Below are 26,090 nucleotides of genomic sequence, written 5' to 3'. Positions count from 1 at the left end.
GAGCCTGGATATGCCTTTATCGAATTCGCGGTCAACGAGGCGCTTCACTGGCAAGTCGAACTATCCAGCAAGAAAAGTGGCGGCTGCCCTTGTCGTGCTCTTGGGCCTGTCGCAATTGGTGCTCAGCATTCATGCTCAAGAAGGGTTAGCCGGCAGTGTAAAGCGAGGAGGCGTTATTCGTTACGGGCATTTTCAAGAGCCTGCTTGCCTGTTCGGGGGCTGGGTGCAGCAATGGTATCTGCAACGTCAGTACAGCGATAATCTGGTTGCGCGCACCGAGGGCGGCAACATTGTGCCATGGCTGGCCGAGTCTTGGAGCATCTCCGACGACAAAAAGGTGTACACATTCGAGATAAAGCCGAAAGTAAAGTTCACCGACGGGACTGCGCTCGATGCGCAGGCTATCGCTGACAATATCAACGGATGGCTTAGCAACGACCCCGATCTTCGCAATCCGACTGCCGCTCCCTATCTTGGCGATCGCTTCGAATCGGCAACTGCAATTGCTCCTCTGAGGTTGCAGGTAAAATTAAAGGTGCCGTTCCAGCCCTTGCTGAACGTGTTCGCCCAATCCTCGCAAGGCATTCTCTCGCCATCGGCGCTCAAACGTGGACTCGCGGTCAATTGCGAGAACCCTGTCGGTTCCGGCCCATTCATTGTCGACAAGTGGCGCCATGGGCGAGAAGTCACCTTCCGCCGCAATCCCGACTACAATTCGGCCCCGGCCACCGCAAAACATCAAGGGCCGGCTTACGTTGACGGGATCACCTGGAAGTTTCTGCCAGATCAGACTGTCCGATACGGCTCGCTGATCACGGGCGAGACCGATGCCATATACGATATCCCGGCTGTCGCATGGAAGGACGCCAACTCCCGCTTTTCAGTATTGCGGCACCTTACCGGCGGCACCCCCCTGCGCTTGGCGTTGTATACGGCCCGGCCCCCATTTGACGACGTGCTCGTCCGCAAGGCCTTTGCCTATTCTACTGACCGAAGGGCCGCGGTCGACACATCCTTCCTTGGCTCTTTGCCGTTTGAGGGCAACGGGGCGCTAAGTCAGAGCTCGCCGGAATACCTGCCTGAGCTCGGCCATTCCTATGGATACGATGTTCGGAAGGCCAATCAGCTGCTTGATCAGGCGGGTTGGACTGAGCGTAATCGTAACGGCGTTCGTGTCAAGAACGGCAATCCGCTCATCGTGCGCATTTCCTATTCGAACGCTTTTCTGAAGCCGGATGGCGAGCAAGCCTTGCAAGTTATCCAGCAGCAGGCAAGGGAGGCCGGTTTTGACGTACGTCTTCAACCCACCAATCCGGCTGATTTCTTCGCCGGAAAAAACCTCGGTCCCGATGATTATGAGGTCGTTCTCCTCTATTGGGTTGCCCCCGGCGCTGAGATATTCCGGATCTCGTGGAAGCCCGATCAGAACGGCGAGACCAATCGCTTCAATCCCTCACGCTATCAAGATCTGACGCTTTGGGACGTCATTCAAAAGGCGGAGCAGGAACTCAATGGGGCGCAACGTACCGCCCTCTATCAGCAGGCGGAACGGAAGATCGTGGATGAGGCTCCTGTGATTGGCCTCACGGTGCTGGACGTAACGTTGGCGACCAAGCCGAACCTCAAAGACGTTTGGCTGGACCGCGGCTCAGTTGGCGAACCCGTTTTCTATGACGCTCATTTCGATGACGGGAAGTGACGCCGTGAGGATAGTAGCCCATCCTCCCATCGTTTGGTTCGCGCGCCGGATATTCTCCGGCGTGGTCGTGGTGTGGGCTGCCGCAACCTTCGCGTTCTTGATTCAATGTGTGCTCCCTGGCGACCGCGCCCAGATCATCATCACTGTGACGAGTGGCAACGTCGGGCCGGCGTCGTCGGCGGAGCTTGCAGCGATCAATGCGGAATATGGTTTTGATCAACCGCTCGCGGTTCAGTACGGCAAATACATATTGCAGATCCTGCATGGAGATCTTGGCGAGTCGTACCAGCAACATCGGCCTGTCGCAGCGATTATTGCGGAACAGATTGGTCCCACGATTGTTCTGGCCATCGCTGCGCTGCTGATCGCATGGCTTCTCGCAATTCTGACAACCTTGTTCATCGCTGGCAGAGACAACATATGGTCGAAGCTGCTCAATGACACACAAGTCTTTTTGGCAACGGTGCCGCCTTACTGGCTAGCCACAATTCTGCTTGTGCTCTTTGCGGTAAAGCTAGGCATTTTTCCGGTGATCGGGGGAAATTCGCCGATCGGGCTCGTTCTGCCGACACTTGCGTTGGCTCTTGAACTATCTGGCTTTTTCGGACAAGTCGTTCAGAACGAATTCACGCGCGTGCTCGAGCAGCCGTTCGTTACGTCCGCAAGGGCGCGGGGTATGAGTGATTTCGGCGTCAGGCTTCGCCATGTCCTCCGCCATGCCGCATTGCCCGGCATTACTTTATCAGGTTGGGCGCTCGGCAGACTTCTTTCGGGCGCGATTTTGATCGAGGTGGTTTTCGCCCGTCAAGGCCTAGGTGGCGTCCTTGTCGCTGCGACGTCCTCGCGAGACGTTCCGATTGTCTCTGGAGCTGTTTTGATCTCCGCGGCCCTATTCGCCCTTGCCAGTATCATTGTCGATCTGACTTACCGTGTAGTCGATCCGAGGATCAAGTTGACATGAGCATGTTCGCCGAAGTCACCTTGTCTCGGCCGCTCAGAGAAGTCCTAGCGATCGTGCGTCATGTCCCCTTTCGAATTGCGGTCTGTCTTATCATCTTTGGCGTCTTTGTCCTCGCAGCCATGGCGCCAAAGGTGCTGCAGACGCACGATCCGCTTGCTATTGATTTGAGATCGGCATTGCAGTCTCCGTCGATCGCTCACTGGTTTGGAACTGATCAATTGGGTCGAGATCTTTACTCTCGCGTGGTCGAGGGCGCAGGCCAATCCTTGGCTATCGGACTTGGCGCGACGGCGCTGAGCATGTCCTTTGCAATGGCCATCGGCGGCACCGCTGCACTTTCTGGCGGTTTATTAGACAGCATTCTCAGCAGAATTATTGACGTGCTCTTCGCAATTCCCACGCTCTTGCTCGCCCTTGTGTTCGTGACAGTTTTTGGGCCGTCAGTATTGACTGAAGTCGTAGCTGTCGGAATCGGAACAGCGCCAGGCTATGCGCGCATGATCAGGGGCCAGATGCTTTCCATCAAAGGGGCAGGCTATGTGGAGGCCGCTAAGGTGCTGGGCCATCCATTTCCCCGTATTGTCTGGAGGCATATTCTTCCCAACGCCATGAACCCGCTGACAGCAATGATGACGATCGGCGTAGGACAGGCGATTATATGGGCCTCCGGTCTTGCTTTTCTAGGACTCGGCGTCGCTCCCCCGGCGCCTGAATGGGGCGCGCTGCTCAATGCCGGGCGCAATTATGTAATCTACGCCTGGTGGCTGGAGATCATACCCGGTTTGGCGGTTACGGCGTTTGCCCTCAGCCTCACCATCATCGGGCGCCATCTACAGGACCGTCTGGAAGGACAAAGATGAATGTCGCAGGGTCGCTCCCAGCCTGTCCCGCAGCAGCCAGACCTCCTCAGGGTCGAATCGCTGCGTGTTTCCTTCGGGCGCGGCATCGCCGAGAACACGGTCGTGCGCAGCATATCCTTCTCCCTCCGACCGGGACAGTGTCTTGCGATTGTCGGTGAATCCGGCTCGGGCAAGAGCGTGACTGCGCGGTCTCTCATAGGCCTTGCTGGTCGCTACGCCAATGTTCATGCACGCCAGCTAAGCTTCGATGGGATGGACCTAATCGGCCTTAGCGATCGTGCCTGGCGGCGCATCCGCGGCACCGAGATTGGCTTTGTATTACAGGATGCACTCGTCTCGCTTGACCCGCTTCGCCGGATCGGCAAAGAGGTTGGTGAAGGCTTGCTCCTCCACGGTGCGGTATCATCACGCGAGGAGCTCGCGCAGCGCGTCATTGCTCTCCTTAACCTCGTCGGTGTCCCTGAGCCCGAGACCAGGGCCGAGCAGCTGCCGCATCAGTTATCCGGCGGCCAGCGTCAAAGGGCTCTCATCGCTTCGGCACTTGCACTCGATCCGCGCATCCTGATCGCAGACGAACCGACGACCGCGCTCGATGTGACGGCGCAAGCTCATGTGCTGGCACTGCTCGAGGAGACCAAAACGAGGGGCAAGGCTCTGATCCTGATCAGTCACGATCTGGCAGTGGTCTCCCGCGTGGCGGATGAGATCCTCGTCATGCGAGGAGGCGAGGTCGTCGAACGCGGCACCGCTGCCCAGATATTCAGAGATCCGCGACACCCCTATACTCGTCAGCTGCTGGACGCCGTGCCATCAGGCCGGCCGCGCGGCTCACGCCTCTCACCATCAACTATTGTGCGTTCGCCTCTGCAGCAAATGCAGCTACCCCTACAATCGCTGCCGAAATCTCGTCCCATCCTGCTCGAAGCGACAAGTCTAGTGAAGCGCTTCAAGGGCCCGGATGGCACTTTACGGGCGGCTGTGGACGGCGTCTCCTTCGAAGTGCGATCCGGCGAGACCTTGGGCATCGTGGGTGAGTCCGGATCAGGAAAGTCAACGATGGCGCGCTTGGTCCTGGCGCTCGACGAGCCTGACGAGGGAGCCGTTCAGTTTGCAGGCCGGCCTTGGACCACGCTCGCCGAATGCGAACGGCGGGCTCGGCGGCGGTCGCTATCGATCATTTACCAGGATCCTCTTGGCTCGTTTGATCCACGTTGGACGGTCGGACGCATCATATCCGACAGCCTTTCGAGCGATGTTGAGACACGGCGCAAGCGGCAGGAGCGTGTTATCGAACTGCTCGATCTGGTCGGGCTATCCCAGGCCTTGCTGGACCGACGACCGCTCGAGCTCTCGGGCGGTCAGCGCCAGCGCGTTGCTATCGCCCGCGCGATCGCACCAAATCCTGCCGTAATCGTCTGCGATGAGCCGGTTTCGGCGCTCGACGTCTCGATCCAGGCCCAGGTCTTGGACCTGCTCGGCTATCTGAGGGACCACCTCGGCGTAAGTTATCTCTTCATCTCGCATGATCTCAGTGTTGTTCGTCATATCAGCGATCGCGTCATAGTTATGCGTCGGGGGAGAATTGTCGATAGTGGCGTCACTGACGAGATATTTCGTAATCCACAGTCTGAATATACCAAGAGCCTTATCGCCGCCATGCCGCGTCTTGTGCGGGACCAACAGATAGGTCATTCAGCTACGATCCTCGATGAAGGCATCGCGTGAATGCCTTCGAATTCGATCCCTTATCATAAAATTGTCTATCTCCGATCGCGGGGGCTTCGCCTTTGCACCCGCCGATTTGGTCACGATTGCGCGCTCGTTCATCGCTCGACCAGGACAGTCTGTGGCGCGGGTTCCCACTAGGTGGACGGACCGGCGCGCCGAGCAGGGCTAGCCGAGTTCGAACACTCGCTAACCGTGAGGTCGGCGTTCCGCAAATGTCGAATTGCAAGTCATCGATTGAGTGCCCGCAAGGAGACTGGCGGCTCTTGCTCTCCTGCTAACGAGCTCGGAATTGTCGCTTTCGCGATAGCCTTGCGATCATGGTGCAGTCCCCGACAACGAGACCGTGTTTGTCAGGTTCAAAACATTCGGAGTCAGTATCGATTCATGACGCCTATTCAGCCCCTTGCTTGCGACTGATGCGCGGCTGGCACGGTCGTTGCTATCGGATAATGAGGTAACGCGGCGCAAGGGGCTGAGTGCAGCCCTAGATGAATGATCACTTTTCCGCCCGGAAGCCGTGGGTCCATTGAGAAAGAAGCAAGACCTTGAAGTTTTCGCATTCTGTTTGATGGAGAGCGATTTGGATGTGCCTATAAGAGCTGACGAGCCAAACCGCGACTTCTGGACATATCGGCACTGTCAAACGACCGTTGCGTTGTCAGCGTTGCCTGGCCCGGTGAACAATATCAGCGAGCGAGCGGCAGTGGGGGGCGCATGACTAGAATTCGGCTGACGTGCTCAAGCATCCCGGCTGCGGAGGTCAGCGACACAATAGGCGCCTCATCGACGCATCGCGTCGCCATCGCCGACGAGTTCGCCACAGGTCGCATAGCGTACCTCCAAGGCGGAGCAAAAAGAGGTCAATAACAGGCCCCCCGTAATCCGGGCAATACGGAATCGTCGTCATGTCGCAAACGATCGGCGCAGATAGCGAGTGCACCCCAAATGAAGGAGCAGAGCACTGGTCAGATCCGAAACACAATCTTTCGTCAGATGGCGATTTTGTTCGGTACTGGAGCCGAGCTGCCGATCGGTTGCGCGCGGTGGCCGCCGTCGGGAGGCGAACCGAAGAGGCGATCAGAAGGACCGGGACTGGCTTGCAGCTATCCTCCGAGAACTTTAACGGTCACGACCTGTCAGATTTCCCGTTGCGACGCTGTACCCTCAATCGTGCGCAGCTCTACGGAGCAAAGTTGGATCGGGCAGACCTTTCTGGGGCGAATCTTATCTGTCCGGGGCTAGAAAGGTCAAGTTTCCTCGGGGCCAAGCTCGATTTTGCGTATATGCATGCGATTGCAGCGCAGGTCTGTAACTTCGATGATGCCAGTCTGCGCAATGTAATTGATGCAACAGGCAGCCTGTTTCACGGTTGCAGCATGAAAAGAACACGCTTTGACAACGCCATGCTCAGCGGGCTTCTCGCTTACCAATGCGACGCGAGTGATGCTGTATTTGATGGCGCGGAGCTACAGGGTTCGACCATCAATGAATGTTTCCTTCCTTCCGCTTCCTTCCGCTTTGCCAAGCTGAGCCAGCTCACGATCACGAAAGCACATCTGGCGTCTTGCTCGTTCTTCCAGTCAAAGGGGAACTGTTTATCGATCGTGCGTCCCACCTCGGTAGATGGTCTTGTCCTGGAAGGCGCTCATCTTCCGTATCTGAGACTCTCAAAGGTAAGCGGCCGCATTGCAGCGAGAGCCATGAGCGCACCATTTGCTGATATTCACTTGTCAGATCTTTCAAATGCGGAGCTTGAGCAGGCAGACCTGACCGAGGCGCGGCTTTTGTCCGTAAGCTTGTCCAACGCAAACCTCGTCGGTTCCGTGCTCAACGGTGCATCCATTCATTCCTGCCAGCTCGACGGAGCGGACCTGTCTCTGGCATCAGGCGAATGCATTTCGATAACAGAGAGCACAATGCGAGCCGCCAAATTATCGGGCTTTCGTGGCCGCTGTGCCTTTGTGCGCGACTGCGATCTCGAACGCGCAGACCTATCCAATGCTTTTCTCTACAGGTCGATGATCACCGGTGATCCCCCGCAATCAATGGCACTGGATGAGGCAAATCTCGAAGGAGCGAATCTCGTTCAGGCATATCTCGCCGCAGGAATGACGAGAACCAATCTGGAGGCAACGCGGGCCGCGTACGTTCGCATGAACCAATCGTCCTTGCGCGAGGCGAACCTGAGTGGGATGTCGCCGTTCCAGGCCAGCTTCGTAAAGGTGGACTTTTCGGGCGCTAAGATAACCACATTCGAGCCACCGTTCTTTGCAGACCGATGTCCGGGCCTACAGGCCGCTCTGAAGGGGGATCAGCCACGCGAGCCATCAAGCTATCTGGCTGAATTCTCATCGTTGATCAGACGGGGTCGAGAAGGGTCCACCTGACGGCTTCGGAGACTGCAAATAGAAGGGAATGCAGTGTCGGTGAGCTTAGGACAGCTTTGGGCGGTCGTCCGGGCTGTGAGCGAGCGCTAAAGCGCTATGGGGCTCGTTGGCATTGCCGGCGGATAGGAGAGGCAGGGCAGACCTTCTGCGCGATCCAACCAATCAGATCGCTCTTTTGGCGTTCAAAGAGACTGGAGTAGGAAAATGCATCTGGCATGTCTTTCCGCAGGTAAAGCGTTCATCCGGGAGGTGGCGAGAACAGGGCAGACAATCGGGACGGTACATACTCTCGGCGCCCTGCATCTTGGGCATGCAGAACTGATCAAAAGGGCGGCATCGGAGAATGACGTCGCGATCGTCACAGTCTACCCGAACAAGATCCAGCTTAGACCAGGTGGGAGCTACGATTTCAATTTGGACGAGGATATTGGACTTGCATTGCGTTCGGGAGCAACTGCCGTGATTTCCTCCAACGACACCGAAATGTTCCCGCCTAGCTATCGAACCTTTATATCGCAAGGCGACTGTCATTTGCGTTTAGGGGGTCGTGATGCGTATTTGAAGGAAGCCGTTACCGGGGCAGTCCGCTGGATCTGCTATGCAAGGCCAACTCGCAGCTACTTCGGCTTGAAAGATATCGGTCAGGCGATCCTGGTGAAGCGCGCCGTCGCAGACCTCCTTCTGGATTGCGAGATAAGGTTTGTGCCGACCGTGAGATACAAGAACGGAGTGTCCATTTCGTCGCGTTTGAGGCGATTTAGCCGTTCCGAGCTTGATGAGCTGTCGTGTCTTTTCACAGCACTCAACCATTCGAGGAAAGAGATCGCCCACGGGGCATCTAAGGTGAAGGATCTGGTCGCGTCGGCCACATCTCAGATCAAGTTCCGACACTTTAAACTCGATTTTGTTCGAATCGTCGGCGCTGACAACTTCGAAGACCTGGAGCAAGTCAAGCTCCCTTTCATAATCTTTGGAGCGGCAACGGCTCATGGTCTCAGGATCTTCGATAATATCTACGTTCCAGATCAGGATACTCTCATGAAGGGTCCTTCGGATATCTGGATTGATCTGCCTGAACAGTCCTAGCCAGACGATTATTCATCCATGACCTTGAGAAAGCTATCCGCTCCGGCCGTATCTCAAGGCGAGGGTCGCCTTATGAAGGCGTACTCGGCTTGATGTTGCCTCCAGCGCGTAGCCATTAACCAGCGCTGAGGGCTCTCACTGATCCATTGAGTAGATCGACTTGGAAAGTTAATGCGATCCTTACTGCCCGACATGGTAGGGCGAGGCTAGCTGCACTGTGAGGTAGCCTGGTCGAGCGGCCCGTCGCAGCCAAGCGCTGCGGCGGCTCGAAGCGATGAATCGCGCCACACCGTAAACTCTCGAGAGCAGAATCTGCAGAGATGATCATGACAAGGCGATCGGAAGATTATAGGGCTGAGGCTTCGTGTGTTATCCCGCTGAGCAAGCTGGATGTAAGCGAGGGCAAGCGCTTTCAAGACGACAGCATGTGGGCTTGCTTTGAGCGGTTGCGAAAGGAAGATCCCGTTCACTACTGTCAAGACAGCGCTCATGGTCCATATTGGTCCGTAACGAAATACCGGGATATCGTAGCCGTAGACACAAACCACAAAGCGTTCTCGTCAGAAGAAGGTGTCACTATTGTCGACGTGCCTGGCGAGCACTGGACCCCGAGTTTCATCAAGATGGGGCCTCCCAAGCACGCCGAGCAGCGCAATACCGTCAGCCCGATCGTCGGACCGGAAAGCTTGACGAAGCTCGAAAACTTGATCCGGTCTCGGGTCAGGGCGATTCTCGCGGGCTTGCCGCGCAATGAGGCCTTCAACTGGGTGGACATGGTCTCCATAGAGTTGACGACGCAAATGCTCGCCACGCTGTTCGACTTTCCATTTGAGGATCGGCGCCTGCTGACCTATTGGTCAGACGTCGCTGTTACAGCTCCGAAAGCAGACCATGCAATCGACAGCTGGGACAAGCGAAGCACCATCTTGTCCGAGTGCCTGGACTATTTCACCCGGCTTTGGAACGAGCGCATCAATGCCGAGCCACGCCTCGACCTGATTTCCCTGATGGCGCATTCGCCCGCCACACGGCAGATGGAGCCGAGCGAGTTTCTCGGAAATCTGATTCTGCTGATCGTTGGGGGAAATGACACCACGCGCAACTCAATCACCGGCGGCCTCCTGTTCATGAGTCAGTACCCCTCCGAGCTGCGAAAGCTAATTGACGAACCCAAGCTGATCTCAAGCGCCGTGTCCGAGATTATTCGGTACCAGACGCCAATCGCACATATGCGCCGTACCGCCGCGATCGACAGCATCGTAGGCGGAAAACAGATCAGGAAAGGCGACAAGGTCGTCATGTGGTACATCTCCGGTAACAGGGACGAAGAGATCGTTGAGAACGCCAACAATTTCGTGATCGATCGCAAGAATGTGAGGCAGCATCTCTCGTTCGGATTCGGCATCCATCGCTGTCTTGGTCGACATCTTGCGGAGCTGCAGCTGAGGGTCCTCTGGGAGGAGATTTTGGATGCGGAATTGTGGTTCGAGGTCGTCGGCGAACCCGAGCGGATTGCGTCTAACTTCGTGCACGGCTATTCCGCTCTCCCCGTGCGGATTGCAGCCTAGGCCCAAATTACTCTGCTCACGCAGACGGCAGGCGACGGAGCGGGCTTGTCCTGAACCATCTTTGATTTCTACAAGCAGCGCAGCTGGGGTGATCGACGGGAAACAATGCTGCATGTCGGAAGCTAATTACCGGCCCGGCAGACGCTTGGAAGGGCCTGCGAGAAGCGATAGGTGAGGCGCGCGTCTCGACGCGCAAGCGCTTGGCCTGCCAATTGAACCTCAACGGCTACTCCGATGCAGGTCTCCGGGCCACCTCGAATAGCTGAAACAATAGAGGCCAATGACCTTGGTGTTGAAAATTGTAGCTGTGGCAGCGATTTTCCTTGGAGAAGCTCTTTCGATATTCGCCGAGTTGATTGCCTCAAGGCAATTCGGAAAGGCCGGTGGCGATCTGGCGATGCTTTGGCCGATGTTTCTCCTGGTGAGCTTGGGTGGCATCCTCCTCGTTTTCGGATACGCGCTGGGCTACATGTATCTGAAGAATATCTGGATCATTGTCGCGATATCGGTGGGAGCGATCCTAGTCGTGGAACCGATACTCGCCGTTCTGCTCTTTAGAGACGTGCCGACAGCCGGTTCGCTGATTGGGCTGATTCTCGGTGGGTTTGGTGCGCTCGCTGCCATATTTCTATGAAGGTGATCTCACCGGGCCCGGATGGGCGCCGCACATTTGCGAAATGCAGGCTGAGGATCTGCGGAAGGTCGATTCAGCCGGTTCGGACGAGGAAAAATATCGATGCTGATCGACCTTCAGCATCTCGTCATCGGTGTACGGCCGTTAGATTGTTAAGCTCTTATGACAAAGTCCCCTTACCGTTAGCAGGGACGCGTGTGGCGAGCGTAGGCCTGCCAATCATAAGCTGGCCATTGCTGCTTGACCATAAGTCGCCGATTAGGCCGCGAGTGTTCTCTCGGCTACCTACTAACGTTTGGGGACGACTTGACTCGGTCGGCGTGGACGGAGCCATCGGCAGACGGGCAAGACTCGTACCGGATCGCGTCGAGGCCAGGGCACCTCAGCCGCGGTCACGTCTCGGCTGCTTACACCGACGCAGTTACCCGCATCGCTCTCTTCAGCAACATTGGAGCTCCGACGGAAATGAAACTTGGTGACATCGGCTTTCTTGTGCATCCGCAAGAACGCTTTTGGTCAGCTAGTCGTCAGGCACGCGGTCTATCCAGACGGGCTGCACATTCGCGACTTTTATCGGAGACGAAGCATGACGGGGATTGGCCGAGCTGGCACATCGGAGGGGTGGGCCGCAGGAGGCGACAGCACCGGGGACGTAAGCCGTTCGAGCCTGGAGCCCAGGCCTTTACCGGGAGGACGCAATCAATCCTTCGATGCCGTGATGGAGCGGATGCGCTCTGGGCCTCAAGACAGAACCGCGGCGCTTGGCAACCCAACGTCGGATGGGGCGCCGCCAACGCGGGACGAGATCAAGGCAGCAAGGCAAAAAATGACCAGCCTGCTTGAGGAGCTTGAAACCAGCCGCCGAGCGGCCACGCGCGCCCAGAACTTGGAAGAGGCGCAAGAGCTGATCGATCAAGTCGTTAAAGCAGGCTCAACTGTTCTGGAGTACTACGCGGATCTGCCTGCCAACTTGGCGCGTCGCATTCTGCCCGACGATCGGGCTCGCCGGCTCCGCGATGACACGGTGGACGCAGCCGATGAATGTAACATAGTGGCCACCAAGATTGTCTACGAGCTGGAGAAGAAAAGAAAGGAAGCATTAGGCTGGCTCGAGAGGATCAAAAGCACCGGTACGCCCGCCCAGGTGAGCGGCGCGTTTAAAAGCGTGGCGAACCACTATGCAGCCTGCATGGATTGGTGGGGAAAGAAGGTGTTGCGCTTCGAGCGGATACAGTCTGTCTGTGCGGCTACTGCCAACTTGCCAAGCAGCACGCCCGAGATGCGCAAGGCCGAAGAGGCCGCACTAAGACTGCATACCGGCTGGGCTCTCAATACGAAGTGCATGTATCTGCAAGCGCGGATTGCTCTCGCGGAGCTCTTGATTGACTCGCGAGCAAGCACGCTCGACCCAGACGTGCGCGATGCCCTGATGGACGAGACCGGGCGGGTGCGTCTGCTCGGGACTTTCATCGGGGATGTTTTTCCGGCATTCGTCTCCACGTCCGACGCCGTTCTGAACCGCAATGGAGCAGTGCTCGACGCGGAGCATCGCTCCGTTCTGGAAGGAGTCATGGAGCGGCTTTCGGAATTTGCATCCGGGCTGAGCGGCATCGTTACCAGCCTGAGGCAGGTCGGAACGGGAGCTGAAGTTCCCCTGCAGTTGCTGGACGAGATCGTGGAAGGGGCGTGGGTGACCGCAAACGAGGTCATGCGGCTGCTGGCATTGCAGCCAACTACGCCAGCCACGATTGAACCGCCGGCTTGGGCTGAGCTGCCGGAAAATACTGCCGGGGTGAGCCACGGCAATTCAGGTCGCAGAAAAGGAAAAGGAAAAGCAAAAGGAAGGCGCGCAGCGGCTGCAGGCGAGGGGAGTTCAACGGCCAGCTCATCCGAGCCGCAAGTCGCGAGGCCCGATACCGCTACGGCTCCGACGCGCAAGGTTATCGTGCGTTCAGATCTCGGTACCAAGAAGCTCGCCACCACGGAGGAAGCACGTGCCTCATCCGCTGCAACCGAGCACCTCCAGATGTGGCAGGCGCCGCCGTCCAAGGAAGCCCTGGCGGGATTACTTGAGCGATTGGATAAGCTGCTGCAGTTCGATCTGCCGGCTCAGCAGAGGGCGGTCTCGCAGGCGCGCCAGATGAAGCCCGAGGACGCCGAACACGTCTTGGATCGGGTTATTACGCGCTTGCAGACGCAGGCCGACGAAATTGATGCCTGTGTAATCGCGCTGCAGGAGCCTCGCCGACGTGGCCTGCTCACGCCTTCGCAAGTTCCCGAAGTGCACGACAAAATAGTCCGGCTCAACGGGATATTGTCCGAGCTGCAGGGACAGGCAAAATCATTGAAAGCGCAGAAGGCAGCGATCACGAGCGATTGCATGAAGACCTACCCGTTTCCATCGCAAAAGTACCTCGAACAGTTGCGCGCGACGGGGGAACTGGAGTCAGTGGATCCGCCGCGCGCCTTGAAGGGAGAGCCAGGGAAGCTATTCGAGATCAAGCTGCAGCCCAAGGCGCTGCGCAGCGGCGCGCCGCCAAGGCCGATGTGGGTGCACATCCATACCGAGCGGCCGGTTCATGCCTGGCAATTGGCAACGCTTAGCGATGGCGAATTCGCCGCCTGCCACGCGAAGTCCGACGAACAGCGCGGATACAATCAGCATTGGCAGAATGCTCGAGCCGCCGAGGGTCACAAGAATGTCGTGATCCACCGCGGCAAGCTCACTCCTGCGTTCTGTAGGTCCTTGTTGAGCATCGCCGCTGGCCAGCCGTGGCAGCGGCTTCCCGATCCGGAGCACGTTTCAGCGCAGATGGCTCGACTGGGGATCTAGTGGGTTGCCTTGCGGCGGTGAGCCGTTCGGTGGCAGCGTTCATGCCTCCAGACCGGCGCGGCGGATTGCCTGAGCAGCGCCGAGCCCATCTTACAAAAGGCATGTGGCGAACATCGGCACCCATGCGAGAAGTTAGGCCGCTGAGTATTGCAGATGGAAAACATGTACCTGATGCTGGCGGCAATCCGCCCGGATGTAACGGTGCTTTCGCCTGTTTGCCCGCGGCAAACTGGGCGCGCAAACCCTCGGCGGAGCTTCAACGGATCACGGATGGTTCGGTGGCACGGGAGCTGAGCATCATGGCCGCTTTGACGAATCAAGCCGGGCGGTGCACAACAACGCCGCCTGTTTGCTACTTTTGCATAAGGCTACCACGGTCCCAGCATCAAGCCTCCCTGCCCCCAAAGATGCTGGGGCTCGTCGTTCTTCCTTGAGCGTCTCTGCAGCCCAGGCGAACAAGACAATGGGTAAGCGATCTTCGCGGTCTTCTCACTCGCTGATGAACATCGCGCGCCCAAGTGTGACGCAGGCGCGTTCGGGAGGCGCATGTGCGGGACCATGCAAACCGACTGTCGCGTTGCTCGGACGATACAAGCCGGATTCAAGAAAACGCTGTACTCGAGTGCTCCCAGACATGCATCGACCACTCCGCGGCTCGTGCAGCGTTCGATCATGAAGCAGATTGCAGGTTCCGAGCGGGCTAACATTGAGCCGTACGGTGATGTCCGGACTTATCCATTCCCTAGATAGATCTGATCAAGAAAATCAATTTTACCGCTTACAGCGTCGTCATATAGACCCGAGGACGGTTGGGGCCAACCTAGGGAAGCGATTTCTCGGATGAAAAAGTCTGTGTTAGTGACGGCGAGCGCCCTCGCGCTTGCAACTGCGGCGGTGCCTCCTTTTGCTGCAAAAGTTGCCGCGCAACCGGTTGCCGGCAGGGTGGAGGTAGCCGATACATCATATCCTCAGTGCGCGGACGACCCGTTGGATGGTATCTGCGACCTGTTCTTTTGTTTGACCGATCCCTCGTGCGTGCGACACTGAGGACCGAAAACAAGTCAAGCAGAGAACGAGGATTGAGCCTCGTGCGGCCGCTTGCTCCGACAGCGGCCGCGTCCTCATGGCGTACGGTTAAACTGGCAGATGGTGCAAGCGGCGCCATCTCAATTCTCTTAAGATGATCAAAGCGATTGCTCACTTTCAGCCAGTCTGTGACTACCGCCGCGCGCAGCCGCCGCATCGGCGTAGGTTGGGTAAACGGAAAAAGTCGTTTTAGATCCGACGCTGTGTTCCGATGCGAGCCACAGCTCGATCTAAAACTGTCGAATTTCTATTGCTTTTCCCTGCCACGCCCATAGCGCCCTTCGATTCAATGGTTCGCATTTCGGACGCCATGGATGTCCATTGTTCCCGCTATGCCTAGGGTAGCCGTCGTGGCGTGACGACGTTTCGTTTATGGTTGGGTGTGAAATTGAGTGGCGCCGTCTCCGGCATCATGAGCATGGCAAAGAGCCCGGCCGCGCTAGCGAAAAGCATGTACCAGGCGGGCACGAGTGCACTCCCGGTAAGGTGGATGAGCCAGGTGACGATCGGTTGAGCTGTGCCTCCGAAAATCGCTATCGCAAAAGCGTAAATCGTCGCGAGGGCGCCACCACGAATGTTCCTGGGCAAACCTTCGGCCATGCTCACGTAGAAGGCGCTATACGGAATCGTTCCGATCAGGGTGAGGGCGCCGAGACCTCCTAGAAGTGCGAAGGCACTGCGGCTCTCTGCAATCCACAAGAATACCGGATAGGTCATCAGCAATGCAGTGACCTGCGGCCATATCATGATGCGACGACGGCCTGCGCGGTCGGCGAGCAGGCCGCCCAGCAGTGCTGCAGCAATTCCGACCGCATTGCTGATGAGCGTGGTACCAAAGGCGAGCGGCGCGGAAACGTGGAGGGTGTTCATCGCGTAGGTGGTCATATATCCCGTTACATAAGTCGTGATCGTGCAGCTGGCCAAAATGACAAATCCCAAGCTCATGATGCGGCGATTGGAATGCGCTTGCCCTCCCGGCTGGGTGACCAGAACGTGCGCCTCGGGCCGGTGCAACGTTTCGGGTAAGACGCTTCGCAACCAAAGTCCAAACGGCAACGTAGCGGCGCCGAGCAACAGCGCGATCCGCCATCCGTACGCATTGAGCGCTTCGCTTGTCATGGTGAGCGAGAGTATTTCTCCAACCAACGCTCCGGCCGTCGCAGCTATCTGTTGGCTCGCGGGCTGAAAGGAGACAGCAAGACCGCGCGCGTCAGCGGGGGCTGCTTCCATCAAGTAGGCGGTCGTGGGCCCCACTTCACCTCCGAGAGCAAAGCCTTGCAGCAACCGTGCGAAGACGACCAGTGACGGAGCGGCAAGTCCTATTGTCTCATACGATGGCGTGATAGCTAACAATAGGACCGCGGCACTCATCATGGTAAAGCTGACGGTCATCGCGGGCCGCCGGCCGGCCCGATCCGAATACGAGCCGAGTACGATGGCCCCGATCGGTCTGGTCACAAAACCTGCGCCGAAGGTTGCGAGTGCCAGCATGAGGCTAGCGAACGAGTCGGTTGCCGGGAAGAACGCTTGGCCGATCTGTATCGCGAAAAAGATGTAGGTCCCGAAGTCGTAGAATTCGAGAATATTGCCGATGGTTGCGCCCAACACGGCGCGGCTCGTCAAGCGTTCGTCTGCGGGATCGAGGACCGGCTCCGGCCTCTCTCGAGTAGATTGCCTCGACATCCTCGACCTAATCTGAAGCGCGATCCCTGCCCAAACATTTTGGCCAGGTAGGTCGCACTGTTGCATTGCACTGCCCGTTCCCGTCCCTCACGGCCATTTCGCCAGGCAATATGTAGGCTGAAGCGTGTCACGACGAAGCTCACCGTAACGTCTGCAATAAAAATGCCGGCCTCTCCGCCACCATTTAGCCCTTGATCTGATCGCTGGCCTGGGCGGCAAAGACAAATATGCGAACCTGCTGCATTCGTCAGGGGGCTGCAGACTTTTGCGCTGCTGTGGCGAGTGTGCGACAAAATTGACGGGCGTCGCACACAACTGACGACGACTCGAGCCATTCCGCCTCGGCCAGGTTGCGTCCGCTCCCTAAGGAGCCAATGGGCTAGGCCCTTCATCGCCAAGGCGCTTGCCGCCGCTCAGCGCGCCTGCGGCGGTTTCTCGCGCCTGATCACCACTTATCGGTGCTCCACCTACGGCCACGGCCGGGTCGCCAGCGAGCGGGCGACCCGTCTGCTCAGGGGCCGCTCGCATCTGGAGACAATCAAGACCCAGACCGTCCGTCATCCGTGCGTTCGGCGCCGCTCGCCGTGCATCTCAGCTATCTCCGGCGCGAGGGCGTCCCCGGGACGGGGACAAGGCGCGGCGTCCTGAATAAGGAAAATCGTCGTAATTCGTGCGCGCGGTGTCGAAGTCGCCGCTGAAATGTCCGCTTCCTCTAAGCGCGCCCTGACACGAGCGCCATCTGCATGACGCAGAGCGTCAATAGCAGCCAGGACAAATTGGGCCGTTCGTATTGGCTCACCTGTGGATGTAGCATTCCGCTCGACCGATGTAGCTCCGGCTGTCGGCCCGAGGTTCCATGATGGCGCGCAGGATCAGAGGCACTGGGGGCGTCGCGAAGTCCCATTACATGCAGTGCCATCCGCAGTCCCGGGACCACCGGCACCGCCGCACCTGAATGATCGTCTCGGCTGCTTTGCGTCTGAGCGACTTCGTTCTTCATCTATTTAGATGAACAGTTCGCGGTTGCCGGACTCTCACGTAGGTCGCGCTCTCGTCTGTTCTCGCGCGGGCGCGGCTATGGAGCATAGGCTCAAAGTGTAAGTCAGAACGACTGGTCGCGAGCAGAAATCGAAATGCACACGTTCGATGCAAGGCTGATCTGGCCGCGGTCCGCGTCGCCTGGACCTCCTAACCAGCTTCACCGCCAGGTGAATGCGATGCACGACGCAGACCTGCGCGCCGACTGGGAGGTCAGGCGGAACGAGATTTGGCTCGAAGATGATCGCATCAGGCGTGGCAGATGCGGCCGCGGGTTTGTCTCCCTTCTTCGACCTTTGTCAGCTTCTCGAAAGCCAGCCTCTTTAACACTCAAACTTGGCCTCTCGATGACGAAGCCGCCAATGTCTAAATTCGTGACGAACTTCAGCTCACTCCATGGGGAGATCTTCAAGAGGCCTTTGTTCTTATAATAGAAAGGAGAGCTTTATGGATCCGAACCCGATCGACAATGCCCGTTCACCGGAATCACCAACGGCGCACGTCTGGACACAAGAAGATCATGATTTGTTCAGTCAGATCATGAATGAAGCGGGACCATCATCATCCGCCGCACCTGAGGAAGCGGTAAATGTCTCATTCGCCGCTCCCCAGAGATTCTCACACGGTTCGCAAATCGCCCCTGACTTCATGGTCGAGAGGCTGTTCCACCAAGGTCTCTTGCCGGACTCGGACCAGCCGACGATGACCTATGAAATCCGAGGTCACCGCTACACGGCCGGTTTGGATGGGTCCAATCGCGTTCTTCTTTTTCATAACCCTGCGGAGGACCAAGTGGTTGGGGCCGGCCGGGCGGGGCTACCGGAATTCGGAGCTTTCTGGACGGAGCACCGGCGCTTCGGAACGCCGCTACCACAGCAATGGGCCACACCTGCCCTGATGGACAAGCTGCGCGAAGAGGGTTTCATGCCGACCGAAAATAACCCGACAACAATCCAGCTTAACGGACGGGCCTACAAAGCCGAATTAGCCGAAGGAGGGTTCGTTAAGCTTACGCGGGTATGAGACGCAACCCGACGGTGAAGCGATCGCGCCGGACTGGAGCCCTGCGGTCACTTCGGTTGTCCTTACCCGGATAGATAATTCACCGTTCAACAGTGGATTGCTCGCGCCGCCAGTGGGTTCGCATCATCGGACCCACTGGCAGCCCACGAGATTCGCGGCCATCCTGGCCATTTCGTCTGGGTGGTGCCGACGTGTCATCCGGGCTGCAATATTACCCCGTATTGCCTCACCTGAGGATGTTACTTTCCCTTGAGTGATGTAGCTACGGCTGTCGACCAGTCCGAGGTTGCACCATGGCACGCAGGAGCGGAGGACTGGGGCCCATTACACGCGGCCAGCGCCGTACCTCTAGCCGTGCTCGGGATGATCGTCTCGGCTGCTTTGCGTCTGAGCGATCCCAACAAGCGCTGCACGATGGTGTGCTTGCGGCGCGCCGAGCTGTCCGGTGTTGCTCAGCGAGGCGGAGACTTGCCAGCGCGCTCAGGAAGGGCTACTCGGCCGCCGACCAGAGCTCGATGTCGGCTGGGTTTCGCGCAAATTGGGCAGCGAAACCGGTGACCGTGCAAGGTATACGCGGGAGCGGCGTAGGCGGTGCCGGTGCGAGCCTACATAGCCTTGCTGGGCGCGGAGGTATTCTCAAGGAGGTGGAAGCAAAGGTCACATAATCTGCAACGATCGTCGCAAGTGGCTCAGTCGCTTTGCGTAGCAGTGGGATTGGGCGAGCTTATCGGATCGGAATCTGTCAATTGGCGCTACCAGATCTGGGCGTTTTCCAAGCACTGCCTCCTCCGTAGGATCACAGCAAAGTCGCATGCAGATAGGCGTGTGCAAACAGCTTCGAACCGCGGAAAAAGGCGCCATGACGAACATCAATCTCACCTCCCCATCCATTGCAGCTGCACGCGGCGGACAGCGAGCCATCACCGACCAAAAAGCCTTCAAATGGAGAGTGCTGGCCCCGAGACGTCAAGGTTTCCAGATGACACGAGGAGTGAAGCCGATGGCCCGGATGGTCGTAGCAATAAGGCGCGCGCTCGCCATGTACGATCTCGACCGGTGCTGCGCAATCTGGTGGCTCTATCGTCTCCATTTCGGATTCACCGGCGACGTGATGTTGGGGCTCGCCGCGGTCACGGTTGCTCAGGAGAGATCCCGCTGCGGAATTTAGGAATCGTGGCGTCAAGCGCCTTCCATACGGGCGCGGCTGCCGAACCTGCCGCAGGTTACGCGTTTGGCTGGCGGACGCCAATCGCCTCAAGTCCAGCCAACACGCCGCAAATCACATCGAGTACCGGCGGCCTGCGCGGGGCACTGATGGTGCCGGCCAACGCGATCAGGAGGCCGCGAAGATCGGACTTGTGCTCGCACTTCACACCTAAAGTCGAAACTGTCGACGGATGATGCTGCCCATAGCCGAGTTGTGAGTGGCCGAACGGTGGCGCAAGCGATCGTCGAGGATTTACGTACTGCGACAATGAGCAAGGCGGCCGCTGCGCAACATGCCGCGCTTACTAAGAACCGATTGTCGGGTTTGAGACGGATGTCCAAAAGTCGACACTTACATGGGTTGGAAACGACTGGAGAACTTCCAATTTTCAAGCGGCACGCTGCTTGCACCATTGAAAGCCAGCGGACGCAGTTCCCGCATGCCTGCTCTTTGAAGCCGAGTGTGCATCTTCCGAATGCTTCCACTCACCTAGCAAGTCGCCCAAGTCCGGCTGGCTAACTTCAGGACAACTCCCATGAAAAATTCGCTTTTTCTCGCAGCGTCGCTATCCATGAGCTGTTTGATGGGCGCGGGACTGTCCCAGGCGCTAGCGCCCGCGAGCGGGGCTGAGGATCCTTTTCTTTGGCTTGAGGAAATCGAAGGGCCGCGCGCATTGGCTTGGGCTCACACCGAGAACGGCAAGACACTCAGTGCGCTCCAATCTGATTCACGTTACCAGCGCTTCTACGGGGAAGCGCTCCACGTTCTTCAGGCCAAGGACCGGATTCCGTACGTCTCGTTGGGACGGCGCGGTCTCGATAATTTCTGGCAAGACGAGAACCAGGTGCACGGCGTCTTGCGGCGTACGACGCTTGAAAGCTATCGCACCCAGAGCCCTCGATGGGAGACCATCCTCGACGTGGATGCTCTCGCTGACGCGGACAAGAAGAACTGGGTTCTTAAAGGGGTGAGCTGCCTTCCGCCCGAAGAGCGCCTATGCTTGCTCAACCTGTCCGAGGGCGGAAAGGACGCTGTGTTCGTCCGGGAGTTCGACGCAGTCGCCAAAACCTTCGTCACGAACGGCTTCGCACTTCCCGAAGGAAAACAGGAGGTCACTTGGGTAAACAGCGACACGGTCCTAATTGCACGAGATTGGGGCGAAGGGACCATAACGCAAGCCGGTTACCCTTTCGTTGTGAAGGAGCTCAAGCGCGCTCAGTCGCTCGTGGAAGCGCACGAGGTCTTCCGTGGCGAGCCCACCGATGTCGAGGCCACACCATTCGTGCTGCGCGACAGTGAAGGCAGGATCCATGCGACCGGCGCCGTCCGCAGCTTCAGTGCGTTCGAGCATGAGTATGTTCTCTTTGGGTCCAAGCCGACTAAGCTCAATCCGCCAAAGAAGGCGACCATCGGGGGCATCGCGAGTGGTCGCCTGCTGGTGACGCTAAACGAAGACTGGATGCCACCGTCCGGAGACACCCGCTTCTCAGCCGGCTCGATCATCTCGTATGACCTGGCCGAATGGAAGCTGGATCCGCTGCGCGCCAGACCCACGCTCGTTTTCAAGCCTGGGCCTCGACAAGCGCTCAGCGGATTCACCGCCACAAGAAACTTGTTAATCCTAACGATTCTCGACAATGTTCAGAGTAGGGCGTTCGTCTACAAATACCATCAGGGCGCCTGGCAGGTCACGCCGATCCCGCTTCCAGAGAATGCGAGTGTCGGTCTGGCTGCGGCATCGCATGAAACGGACGAGGCGATGTTCACCGTCTCCAGCTTTCTTAGCCCGACGATGCTCTGGTACTTCGACGCTGCAACCGGGCGCCTTGAGACACTGAAGGCGACACCTCCTAGGTTCGACGCCTCGAGACTTGTCGTCGAACAGTTCGAGGCAATCTCGCGCGATGGCACCCGCATTCCTTACTTTCTGCTACGCCCCAAGAGCGCAAGGTTTGACGGATCAACTCCAACGCTTCTCTATGGGTATGGTGGGTTTCAGACTCCGCTCATCCCCTCTTACGCGGGCCTCACCGGACGACTCTGGCTCGAGCAGGGCAACGCGTATGTTGTCGCGAATCTGCGCGGCGGGGGTGAGTTCGGGCCCCAATGGCACCAGACTGCCCAAGGAGCAACGAAGCAGCGCACATGGGATGATTTTATCGCCGTCGCGGAGGACTTGATCCGGCGCAAAATCACTTCTCCCCGCCGGCTGGGCGTAGTCGGCGGTAGCCAAGGAGGCCTCCTGGTAGGGACGGCAATCACCCAACGACCCGAGCTCTTCAATGCGGCCATCTTACAGGTTCCGTTGTTCGACATGGTTCGGTTCACCAAGCTGGGCGCCGGAGCCTCCTGGATCGGCGAGTATGGCGATCCCACCATTCTCGAACAGCGCAAGTGGCTCGAGGCCTACTCGCCCTATCAGAGGTTGGTGCCAGGCAAGACCTACCCGGCCCCCTTCATTCTCACGTCCACCAAGGACGACCGCGTGCATCCAGCGCATGGCCGCAAGGCAGCGGCGAGACTCGCTGCGTTGGGCCAACCGTACCTCTACTATGAGAATACCGACGGGGGGCATAGCGCCGCCGCCAATCTCATTGAACAGGCACGCCGGATCGCTTTAGAATATACTTATGCATTCCGGCGGCTTGTTGATGAGTGATGTCGAGGACTAAGATCTACTTCAACGATGATGCTTGGCGGACGACGTTATCGGCAGCGGCGTCAGCAAGCCCGTCTTTGCTCATTCTCCGCAGACTATGGTATGTCCCTGGGGATGAATCCGAGCGATCAGCTACGCCCTCAGTCTCGCCTATCAGTCCGGGTAGGTCACTCAAGGCCGATTTCTCGTTAATACCCAGTCGTCCGTGAACAAGGGTCTAAGCGATTGAGCGAGAGTCTATTTTTCGGATTCGAGACGGCTTGAGATTGCAGGGATTGGGGGATAGAGGCGGTCAAACCCTGCAATTTCGTTTGTGGATTCCCTTTCGCCGTGGACCATGATTCTGTGGTGCACCGGAGGGAGCGATGCGTCCGAAGAAGCACAAGTCGACGGGATCGAACGATCTGTTCCGAGCGCGACTGGATCAGATCATCAACATGAAGCACGAGCTGGTTCAGCTCGCCGGCAAGGTCGATTGGGACTGGATCGACGGCGAGGTCGCGCCGCTCTACAGCGAGAACGGTCGGCCCGGGATCGAGACCCGCTTCCTGATTGGGCTCTTGCTGCTCAAGCACATTTACGGGCCGTCCGATGAGGGCATTTGTGAGCGCTGGGTCCACGACCCGTATTTCCTGTTCTTCACCGGCGAAGAGTTCTTCCAGCACGCCTCCCCGCACGAGCGAAGCGACCTGAGCCATTGGCGCAAGCGGCTCGGCGACAAGCTGGAGCTGCTGCTGGCCGCGAGCCTGCGGGTGGCGCACGAGGTCGGTGCATTGCGCAGCCAGGACCTCAAGCGCGTCACGATCGACACCACGGTGCAACCGAAGGCCATCACCTTTCCGACCGACGCCAAACTGTCGCACGCGGCCATCAAGGGGCTCAATCGCCTGGCGAGGAGGCACGGGGTCAGGCTGCGGCAATCCTATGCTCGTGTGGCCAAGACAGCCGCGATGATGGCAGGCCGATACGCCCACGCCAAACAGTTCAGGCGGCATCAGCGGCAGTTGCGTAGCCACTACGTTTTGGGCGAGCGCTGGCGACTCGCTGGTTTGATTGGGCGTGCGACAGGTATACCAGCGACCAGCTAAAGCCCAGCCCAGCACGTCTCCGGTTAAACCACTGAGACTGATGGCAGGCGACCGTCGTGAGCGCCTATTTTTCTGCTAGAGTCCCTTGCTCCCGCAAAAATCCTATCCTATCTCAGCTCGGCCCGTGACTAGCACTCACGGGCATCGATTGCTAGAATTCCAAAATCTCTAACTCGTGCAAATGCTTAGGAGGGCTGCATGAAATTCCGACCGCTTCACGACCGCGTCGTGGTCAAGCGCATCGACGCAGAAGAGAAGACCGCTGGCGGCATCATCATTCCGGATAGTGCCAAGGAAAAGCCCTCGCAGGGCGAAGTCATCGCCGTTGGCCCCGGTGGCCGCGACGAGAGCGGCAAACTGACCCCGATCGACGTCCAGGTCGGCGACCGTGTCCTGTTCGGCAAGTGGTCGGGCACCGAGGTCAAGATCGACGGCGCCGATCTGCTGATCATGAAGGAAAGCGACATCATGGGCGTGCTCGAAGCTCCCGCTTCGAAGAAGAAGGCCGCCTAACCAACCGCTCGCACCGCTCACCTCTGAGGAGCGCCTGCCGGGCGCCCCGCCAAGGGTGAGATGAGACCAAGACAACTCAGGGAAACCAATATGTCAGCCAAAGAAGTGAAATTCGGCGTCGACGCCCGCGACCGCATGCTGCGCGGCGTCGACATCCTCGCCAGCGCCGTGAAGGTCACGCTCGGCCCGAAGGGCCGCAACGTCGTGCTCGACAAGTCGTTCGGCGCGCCGCGCATCACCAAGGACGGCGTCACCGTCGCCAAGGAGATCGAGCTCGACGACAAGTTCGAGAACATGGGCGCGCAGATGGTGCGCGAAGTCGCTTCGAAGTCCGCTGACGCGGCCGGCGACGGCACCACCACCGCCACCGTGCTCGCCGCTGCCATCGTGCGCGAAGGCGCCAAGTCGGTCGCCGCCGGCATGAACCCGATGGACCTCAAGCGCGGTATCGACCTCGCGGTCGAAGCCGTCGTTGCGGATCTCCAGAAGAACTCGAAGAAGGTCACCTCGAACGAGGAGATCGCCCAAGTCGGCACCATTTCCGCCAATGGCGATGCCGAGATCGGCAAGTTCCTTTCCGACGCCATGAAGAAGGTCGGCAACGAGGGCGTGATCACGGTCGAAGAGGCCAAGTCGCTCGAGACCGAGCTCGACGTCGTCGAGGGCATGCAGTTCGACCGCGGCTACATCTCGCCCTACTTCGTCACCAACGCCGACAAGATGCGCGTCGAGATGGACGACGCCTACATCCTGATCAACGAGAAGAAGCTCTCCTCGCTGAACGAGCTGCTCCCGCTGCTCGAGGCCGTGGTGCAGAGTGGTAAGCCGCTGGTCATCGTCGCTGAAGACGTGGAGGGTGAAGCGCTCGCGACGCTGGTCGTGAACCGCCTCCGTGGCGGCCTGAAGGTCGCGGCCGTCAAGGCTCCGGGCTTCGGCGATCGCCGCAAGGCCATGCTGCAGGACATCGCGATCCTGACCGGCGGCCAGGCAATCTCGGAAGATCTCGGCATCAAGCTCGAGAACGTCACGCTCAACATGCTCGGTCGCGCCAAGAAGGTGATGATCGACAAGGAGAACACCACGATCGTCAACGGCGCCGGCAAGAAGGCCGACATCGAGGCGCGCGTGGCCCAGATCAAGGCGCAGATCGAGGAGACCACCTCGGACTACGACCGTGAGAAGCTCCAGGAGCGTCTTGCCAAGCTCGCGGGCGGCGTCGCGGTGATCCGCGTCGGTGGCGCGACCGAGGTCGAGGTGAAGGAGCGCAAGGATCGCGTTGATGACGCGATGCATGCGACCCGCGCAGCGGTCGAGGAAGGCATCCTGCCGGGGCGGCGGCGTCGCCCTGCTCCGGGCCTCCGAGCAGCTCAAAGGCCTGCGCACCAAGAACGACGACCAGAAGACCGGCGTCGAGATCGTGCGCAAGGCGCTGTCCTGGCCGGCCCGCCAGATCGCGATCAACGCCGGTGAAGACGGTTCGGTCATCGTCGGCAAGATCCTCGAGAAGGATCAGTACGCCTACGGCTTCGACTCGCAGACCGGCGAGTACGGCAACCTCGTCTCCAAGGGCATCATCGACCCGACCAAGGTCGTGCGCACCGCTATCCAGAATGCCTCCTCCGTGGCGGCGCTCTTGATCACCACGGAAGCGATGGTCGCCGAGCTGCCGAAGAAGGCCGCAGCCGGCCCGGCCATGCCTCCGGGCGGCGGCATGGGAGGCATGGACTTCTGATCCAGCCGCGAAGAAAACGAGAATTACAGAACCCCGGCACCAATGCCGGGGTTTTTCTTTGACGCCGTATTATGTCCCCTTGTTTTCCGGTGCGCTTAGCCCAAGCCCCAACTTCATACGGAAGTTGAAAAAGCCGGTGTAGATATGCCGATCACGGCAACAACAGCAAATGTCGCGAATGGCCAGGGCGTACGTTCAGAACGTCTCAGCAAAATTCGGTCCTTGAGCTTCTTCCTACAGAAGTGCCAAAGCGGCCTTCTCCGCATCGTGCGGAAATATCCAGGCGGCGGCCGACATCCATTCCC

The 26,090-nt window shown here is 58.6% G+C and carries 14 protein-coding genes and 2 pseudogenes; 15 read left to right on the top strand and 1 reads right to left on the bottom strand.

Annotated features, from left to right (window positions below; translation table 11 throughout):
- Positions 1–10: 10 nt before the first annotated feature.
- From GGD63_RS16595 to GGD63_RS16555, 9 genes are all read left to right on the top strand, one after another.
- Positions 11–1,699: an ABC transporter substrate-binding protein gene (locus GGD63_RS16595; protein ID WP_246785518.1), complete on the top strand. Its 1,689-nt coding sequence runs from the start codon at positions 11–13 to the stop codon at positions 1,697–1,699.
- Positions 1,671–2,660, top strand: a complete 990-nt coding sequence (locus GGD63_RS16590; protein ID WP_183243817.1) for an ABC transporter permease — start codon at positions 1,671–1,673, stop codon at positions 2,658–2,660. The genes GGD63_RS16595 and GGD63_RS16590 overlap by 29 nt, the downstream gene beginning before the upstream one ends.
- Positions 2,657–3,520: an ABC transporter permease gene (locus GGD63_RS16585; RefSeq protein WP_183243815.1), complete on the top strand. Its 864-nt coding sequence runs from the start codon at positions 2,657–2,659 to the stop codon at positions 3,518–3,520. The genes GGD63_RS16590 and GGD63_RS16585 overlap by 4 nt, the downstream gene beginning before the upstream one ends.
- Entirely contained in the window at positions 3,521–5,245 is a 1,725-nt protein-coding gene (locus GGD63_RS16580; RefSeq protein ID WP_183243813.1) for an ABC transporter ATP-binding protein, read from the top strand.
- Positions 5,246–6,153: 908 nt separating this feature from the next.
- Positions 6,154–7,635 carry a pentapeptide repeat-containing protein gene (locus GGD63_RS16575; protein WP_183243811.1) on the top strand — a complete coding sequence of 494 codons (1,482 nt, stop codon included), beginning with the start codon at positions 6,154–6,156 and terminating at the stop codon, positions 7,633–7,635.
- A gap of 204 nt (positions 7,636–7,839) precedes the next feature.
- Positions 7,840–8,721: a pantoate--beta-alanine ligase gene (locus GGD63_RS16570; protein WP_183243809.1), complete on the top strand. Its 882-nt coding sequence runs from the start codon at positions 7,840–7,842 to the stop codon at positions 8,719–8,721.
- Positions 8,722–9,047: 326 nt separating this feature from the next.
- Positions 9,048–10,289, top strand: a complete 1,242-nt coding sequence (locus GGD63_RS16565; protein ID WP_409334070.1) for a cytochrome P450 — start codon at positions 9,048–9,050, stop codon at positions 10,287–10,289.
- A 280-nt stretch (positions 10,290–10,569) separates the two neighbouring features.
- Entirely contained in the window at positions 10,570–10,923 is a 354-nt protein-coding gene (locus GGD63_RS16560; protein ID WP_183243805.1) for a hypothetical protein, read from the top strand.
- A 586-nt stretch (positions 10,924–11,509) separates the two neighbouring features.
- Positions 11,510–13,756: a hypothetical protein gene (locus GGD63_RS16555; RefSeq protein ID WP_183243804.1), complete on the top strand. Its 2,247-nt coding sequence runs from the start codon at positions 11,510–11,512 to the stop codon at positions 13,754–13,756.
- 1,422 nt (positions 13,757–15,178) lie between these two features.
- On the opposite strand, the gene GGD63_RS16550 is transcribed toward GGD63_RS16555, so the two are convergent.
- Entirely contained in the window at positions 15,179–16,525 is a 1,347-nt protein-coding gene (locus GGD63_RS16550) for an MFS transporter (protein ID WP_183243802.1), read from the bottom strand.
- A gap of 1,485 nt (positions 16,526–18,010) precedes the next feature.
- Between GGD63_RS16550 and GGD63_RS16545 the strand changes: the two genes are divergently transcribed.
- The 6 genes and pseudogenes from GGD63_RS16545 (at position 18,011) to groL (ending at position 25,785) form a co-directional block, all read left to right on the top strand.
- Positions 18,011–18,586, top strand: a complete 576-nt coding sequence (locus GGD63_RS16545; protein WP_183243800.1) for a hypothetical protein — start codon at positions 18,011–18,013, stop codon at positions 18,584–18,586.
- An 859-nt stretch (positions 18,587–19,445) separates the two neighbouring features.
- Entirely contained in the window at positions 19,446–19,754 is a 309-nt protein-coding gene (locus tag GGD63_RS40165; protein ID WP_246785517.1) for a hypothetical protein, read from the top strand.
- A 574-nt stretch (positions 19,755–20,328) separates the two neighbouring features.
- Positions 20,329–22,452 (top strand): prolyl oligopeptidase family protein, encoded by a 2,124-nt coding sequence (locus GGD63_RS16535; RefSeq protein ID WP_183243798.1) that lies wholly within the window; start codon positions 20,329–20,331, stop codon positions 22,450–22,452.
- 365 nt (positions 22,453–22,817) lie between these two features.
- A pseudogene (locus GGD63_RS16530) lies at positions 22,818–23,462 on the top strand (transposase); the annotation flags it as partial.
- A gap of 276 nt (positions 23,463–23,738) precedes the next feature.
- Complete coding sequence (locus tag GGD63_RS16525; protein WP_183243796.1) at positions 23,739–24,053, top strand: co-chaperone GroES; 315 nt, start codon at positions 23,739–23,741, stop codon at positions 24,051–24,053.
- 90 nt (positions 24,054–24,143) lie between these two features.
- Positions 24,144–25,785: pseudogene (gene groL, locus GGD63_RS16520) on the top strand (chaperonin GroEL).
- Positions 25,786–26,090: the final 305 nt, after the last annotated feature.

Source organism: Bradyrhizobium sp. cir1, assembly GCF_014198245.1.
Taxonomy (GTDB): Bacteria; Pseudomonadota; Alphaproteobacteria; order Rhizobiales; family Xanthobacteraceae; genus Bradyrhizobium.
The sequence above is the reverse complement of the archived record's forward strand: the minus strand, read 5'-3'. Positions and strand labels throughout refer to the sequence as shown.

Bases quoted from the DNA above. Each gene is read 5' to 3' on its own strand.
- GGD63_RS16595 (WP_246785518.1), top strand. From the start codon at position 11: ATGCCTTTATCGAATTCGCGGTCAACGAGGCGCTTCACTGGCAAGTCG.
- GGD63_RS16590 (WP_183243817.1), top strand. From the start codon at position 1,671: ATGACGCTCATTTCGATGACGGGAAGTGACGCCGTGAGGATAGTAGCC.
- GGD63_RS16585 (WP_183243815.1), top strand. From the start codon at position 2,657: ATGAGCATGTTCGCCGAAGTCACCTTGTCTCGGCCGCTCAGAGAAGTC.
- GGD63_RS16580 (WP_183243813.1), top strand. From the start codon at position 3,521: ATGTCGCAGGGTCGCTCCCAGCCTGTCCCGCAGCAGCCAGACCTCCTC.
- GGD63_RS16575 (WP_183243811.1), top strand. From the start codon at position 6,154: ATGTCGCAAACGATCGGCGCAGATAGCGAGTGCACCCCAAATGAAGGA.
- GGD63_RS16570 (WP_183243809.1), top strand. From the start codon at position 7,840: ATGCATCTGGCATGTCTTTCCGCAGGTAAAGCGTTCATCCGGGAGGTG.
- GGD63_RS16565 (WP_409334070.1), top strand. From the start codon at position 9,048: ATGACAAGGCGATCGGAAGATTATAGGGCTGAGGCTTCGTGTGTTATC.
- GGD63_RS16560 (WP_183243805.1), top strand. From the start codon at position 10,570: ATGACCTTGGTGTTGAAAATTGTAGCTGTGGCAGCGATTTTCCTTGGA.
- GGD63_RS16555 (WP_183243804.1), top strand. From the start codon at position 11,510: ATGACGGGGATTGGCCGAGCTGGCACATCGGAGGGGTGGGCCGCAGGA.
- GGD63_RS16550 (WP_183243802.1), bottom strand. From the start codon at position 16,525: ATGTCGAGGCAATCTACTCGAGAGAGGCCGGAGCCGGTCCTCGATCCC.
- GGD63_RS16545 (WP_183243800.1), top strand. From the start codon at position 18,011: ATGGATCCGAACCCGATCGACAATGCCCGTTCACCGGAATCACCAACG.
- GGD63_RS40165 (WP_246785517.1), top strand. From the start codon at position 19,446: ATGACGAACATCAATCTCACCTCCCCATCCATTGCAGCTGCACGCGGC.
- GGD63_RS16535 (WP_183243798.1), top strand. From the start codon at position 20,329: ATGAAAAATTCGCTTTTTCTCGCAGCGTCGCTATCCATGAGCTGTTTG.
- GGD63_RS16525 (WP_183243796.1), top strand. From the start codon at position 23,739: ATGAAATTCCGACCGCTTCACGACCGCGTCGTGGTCAAGCGCATCGAC.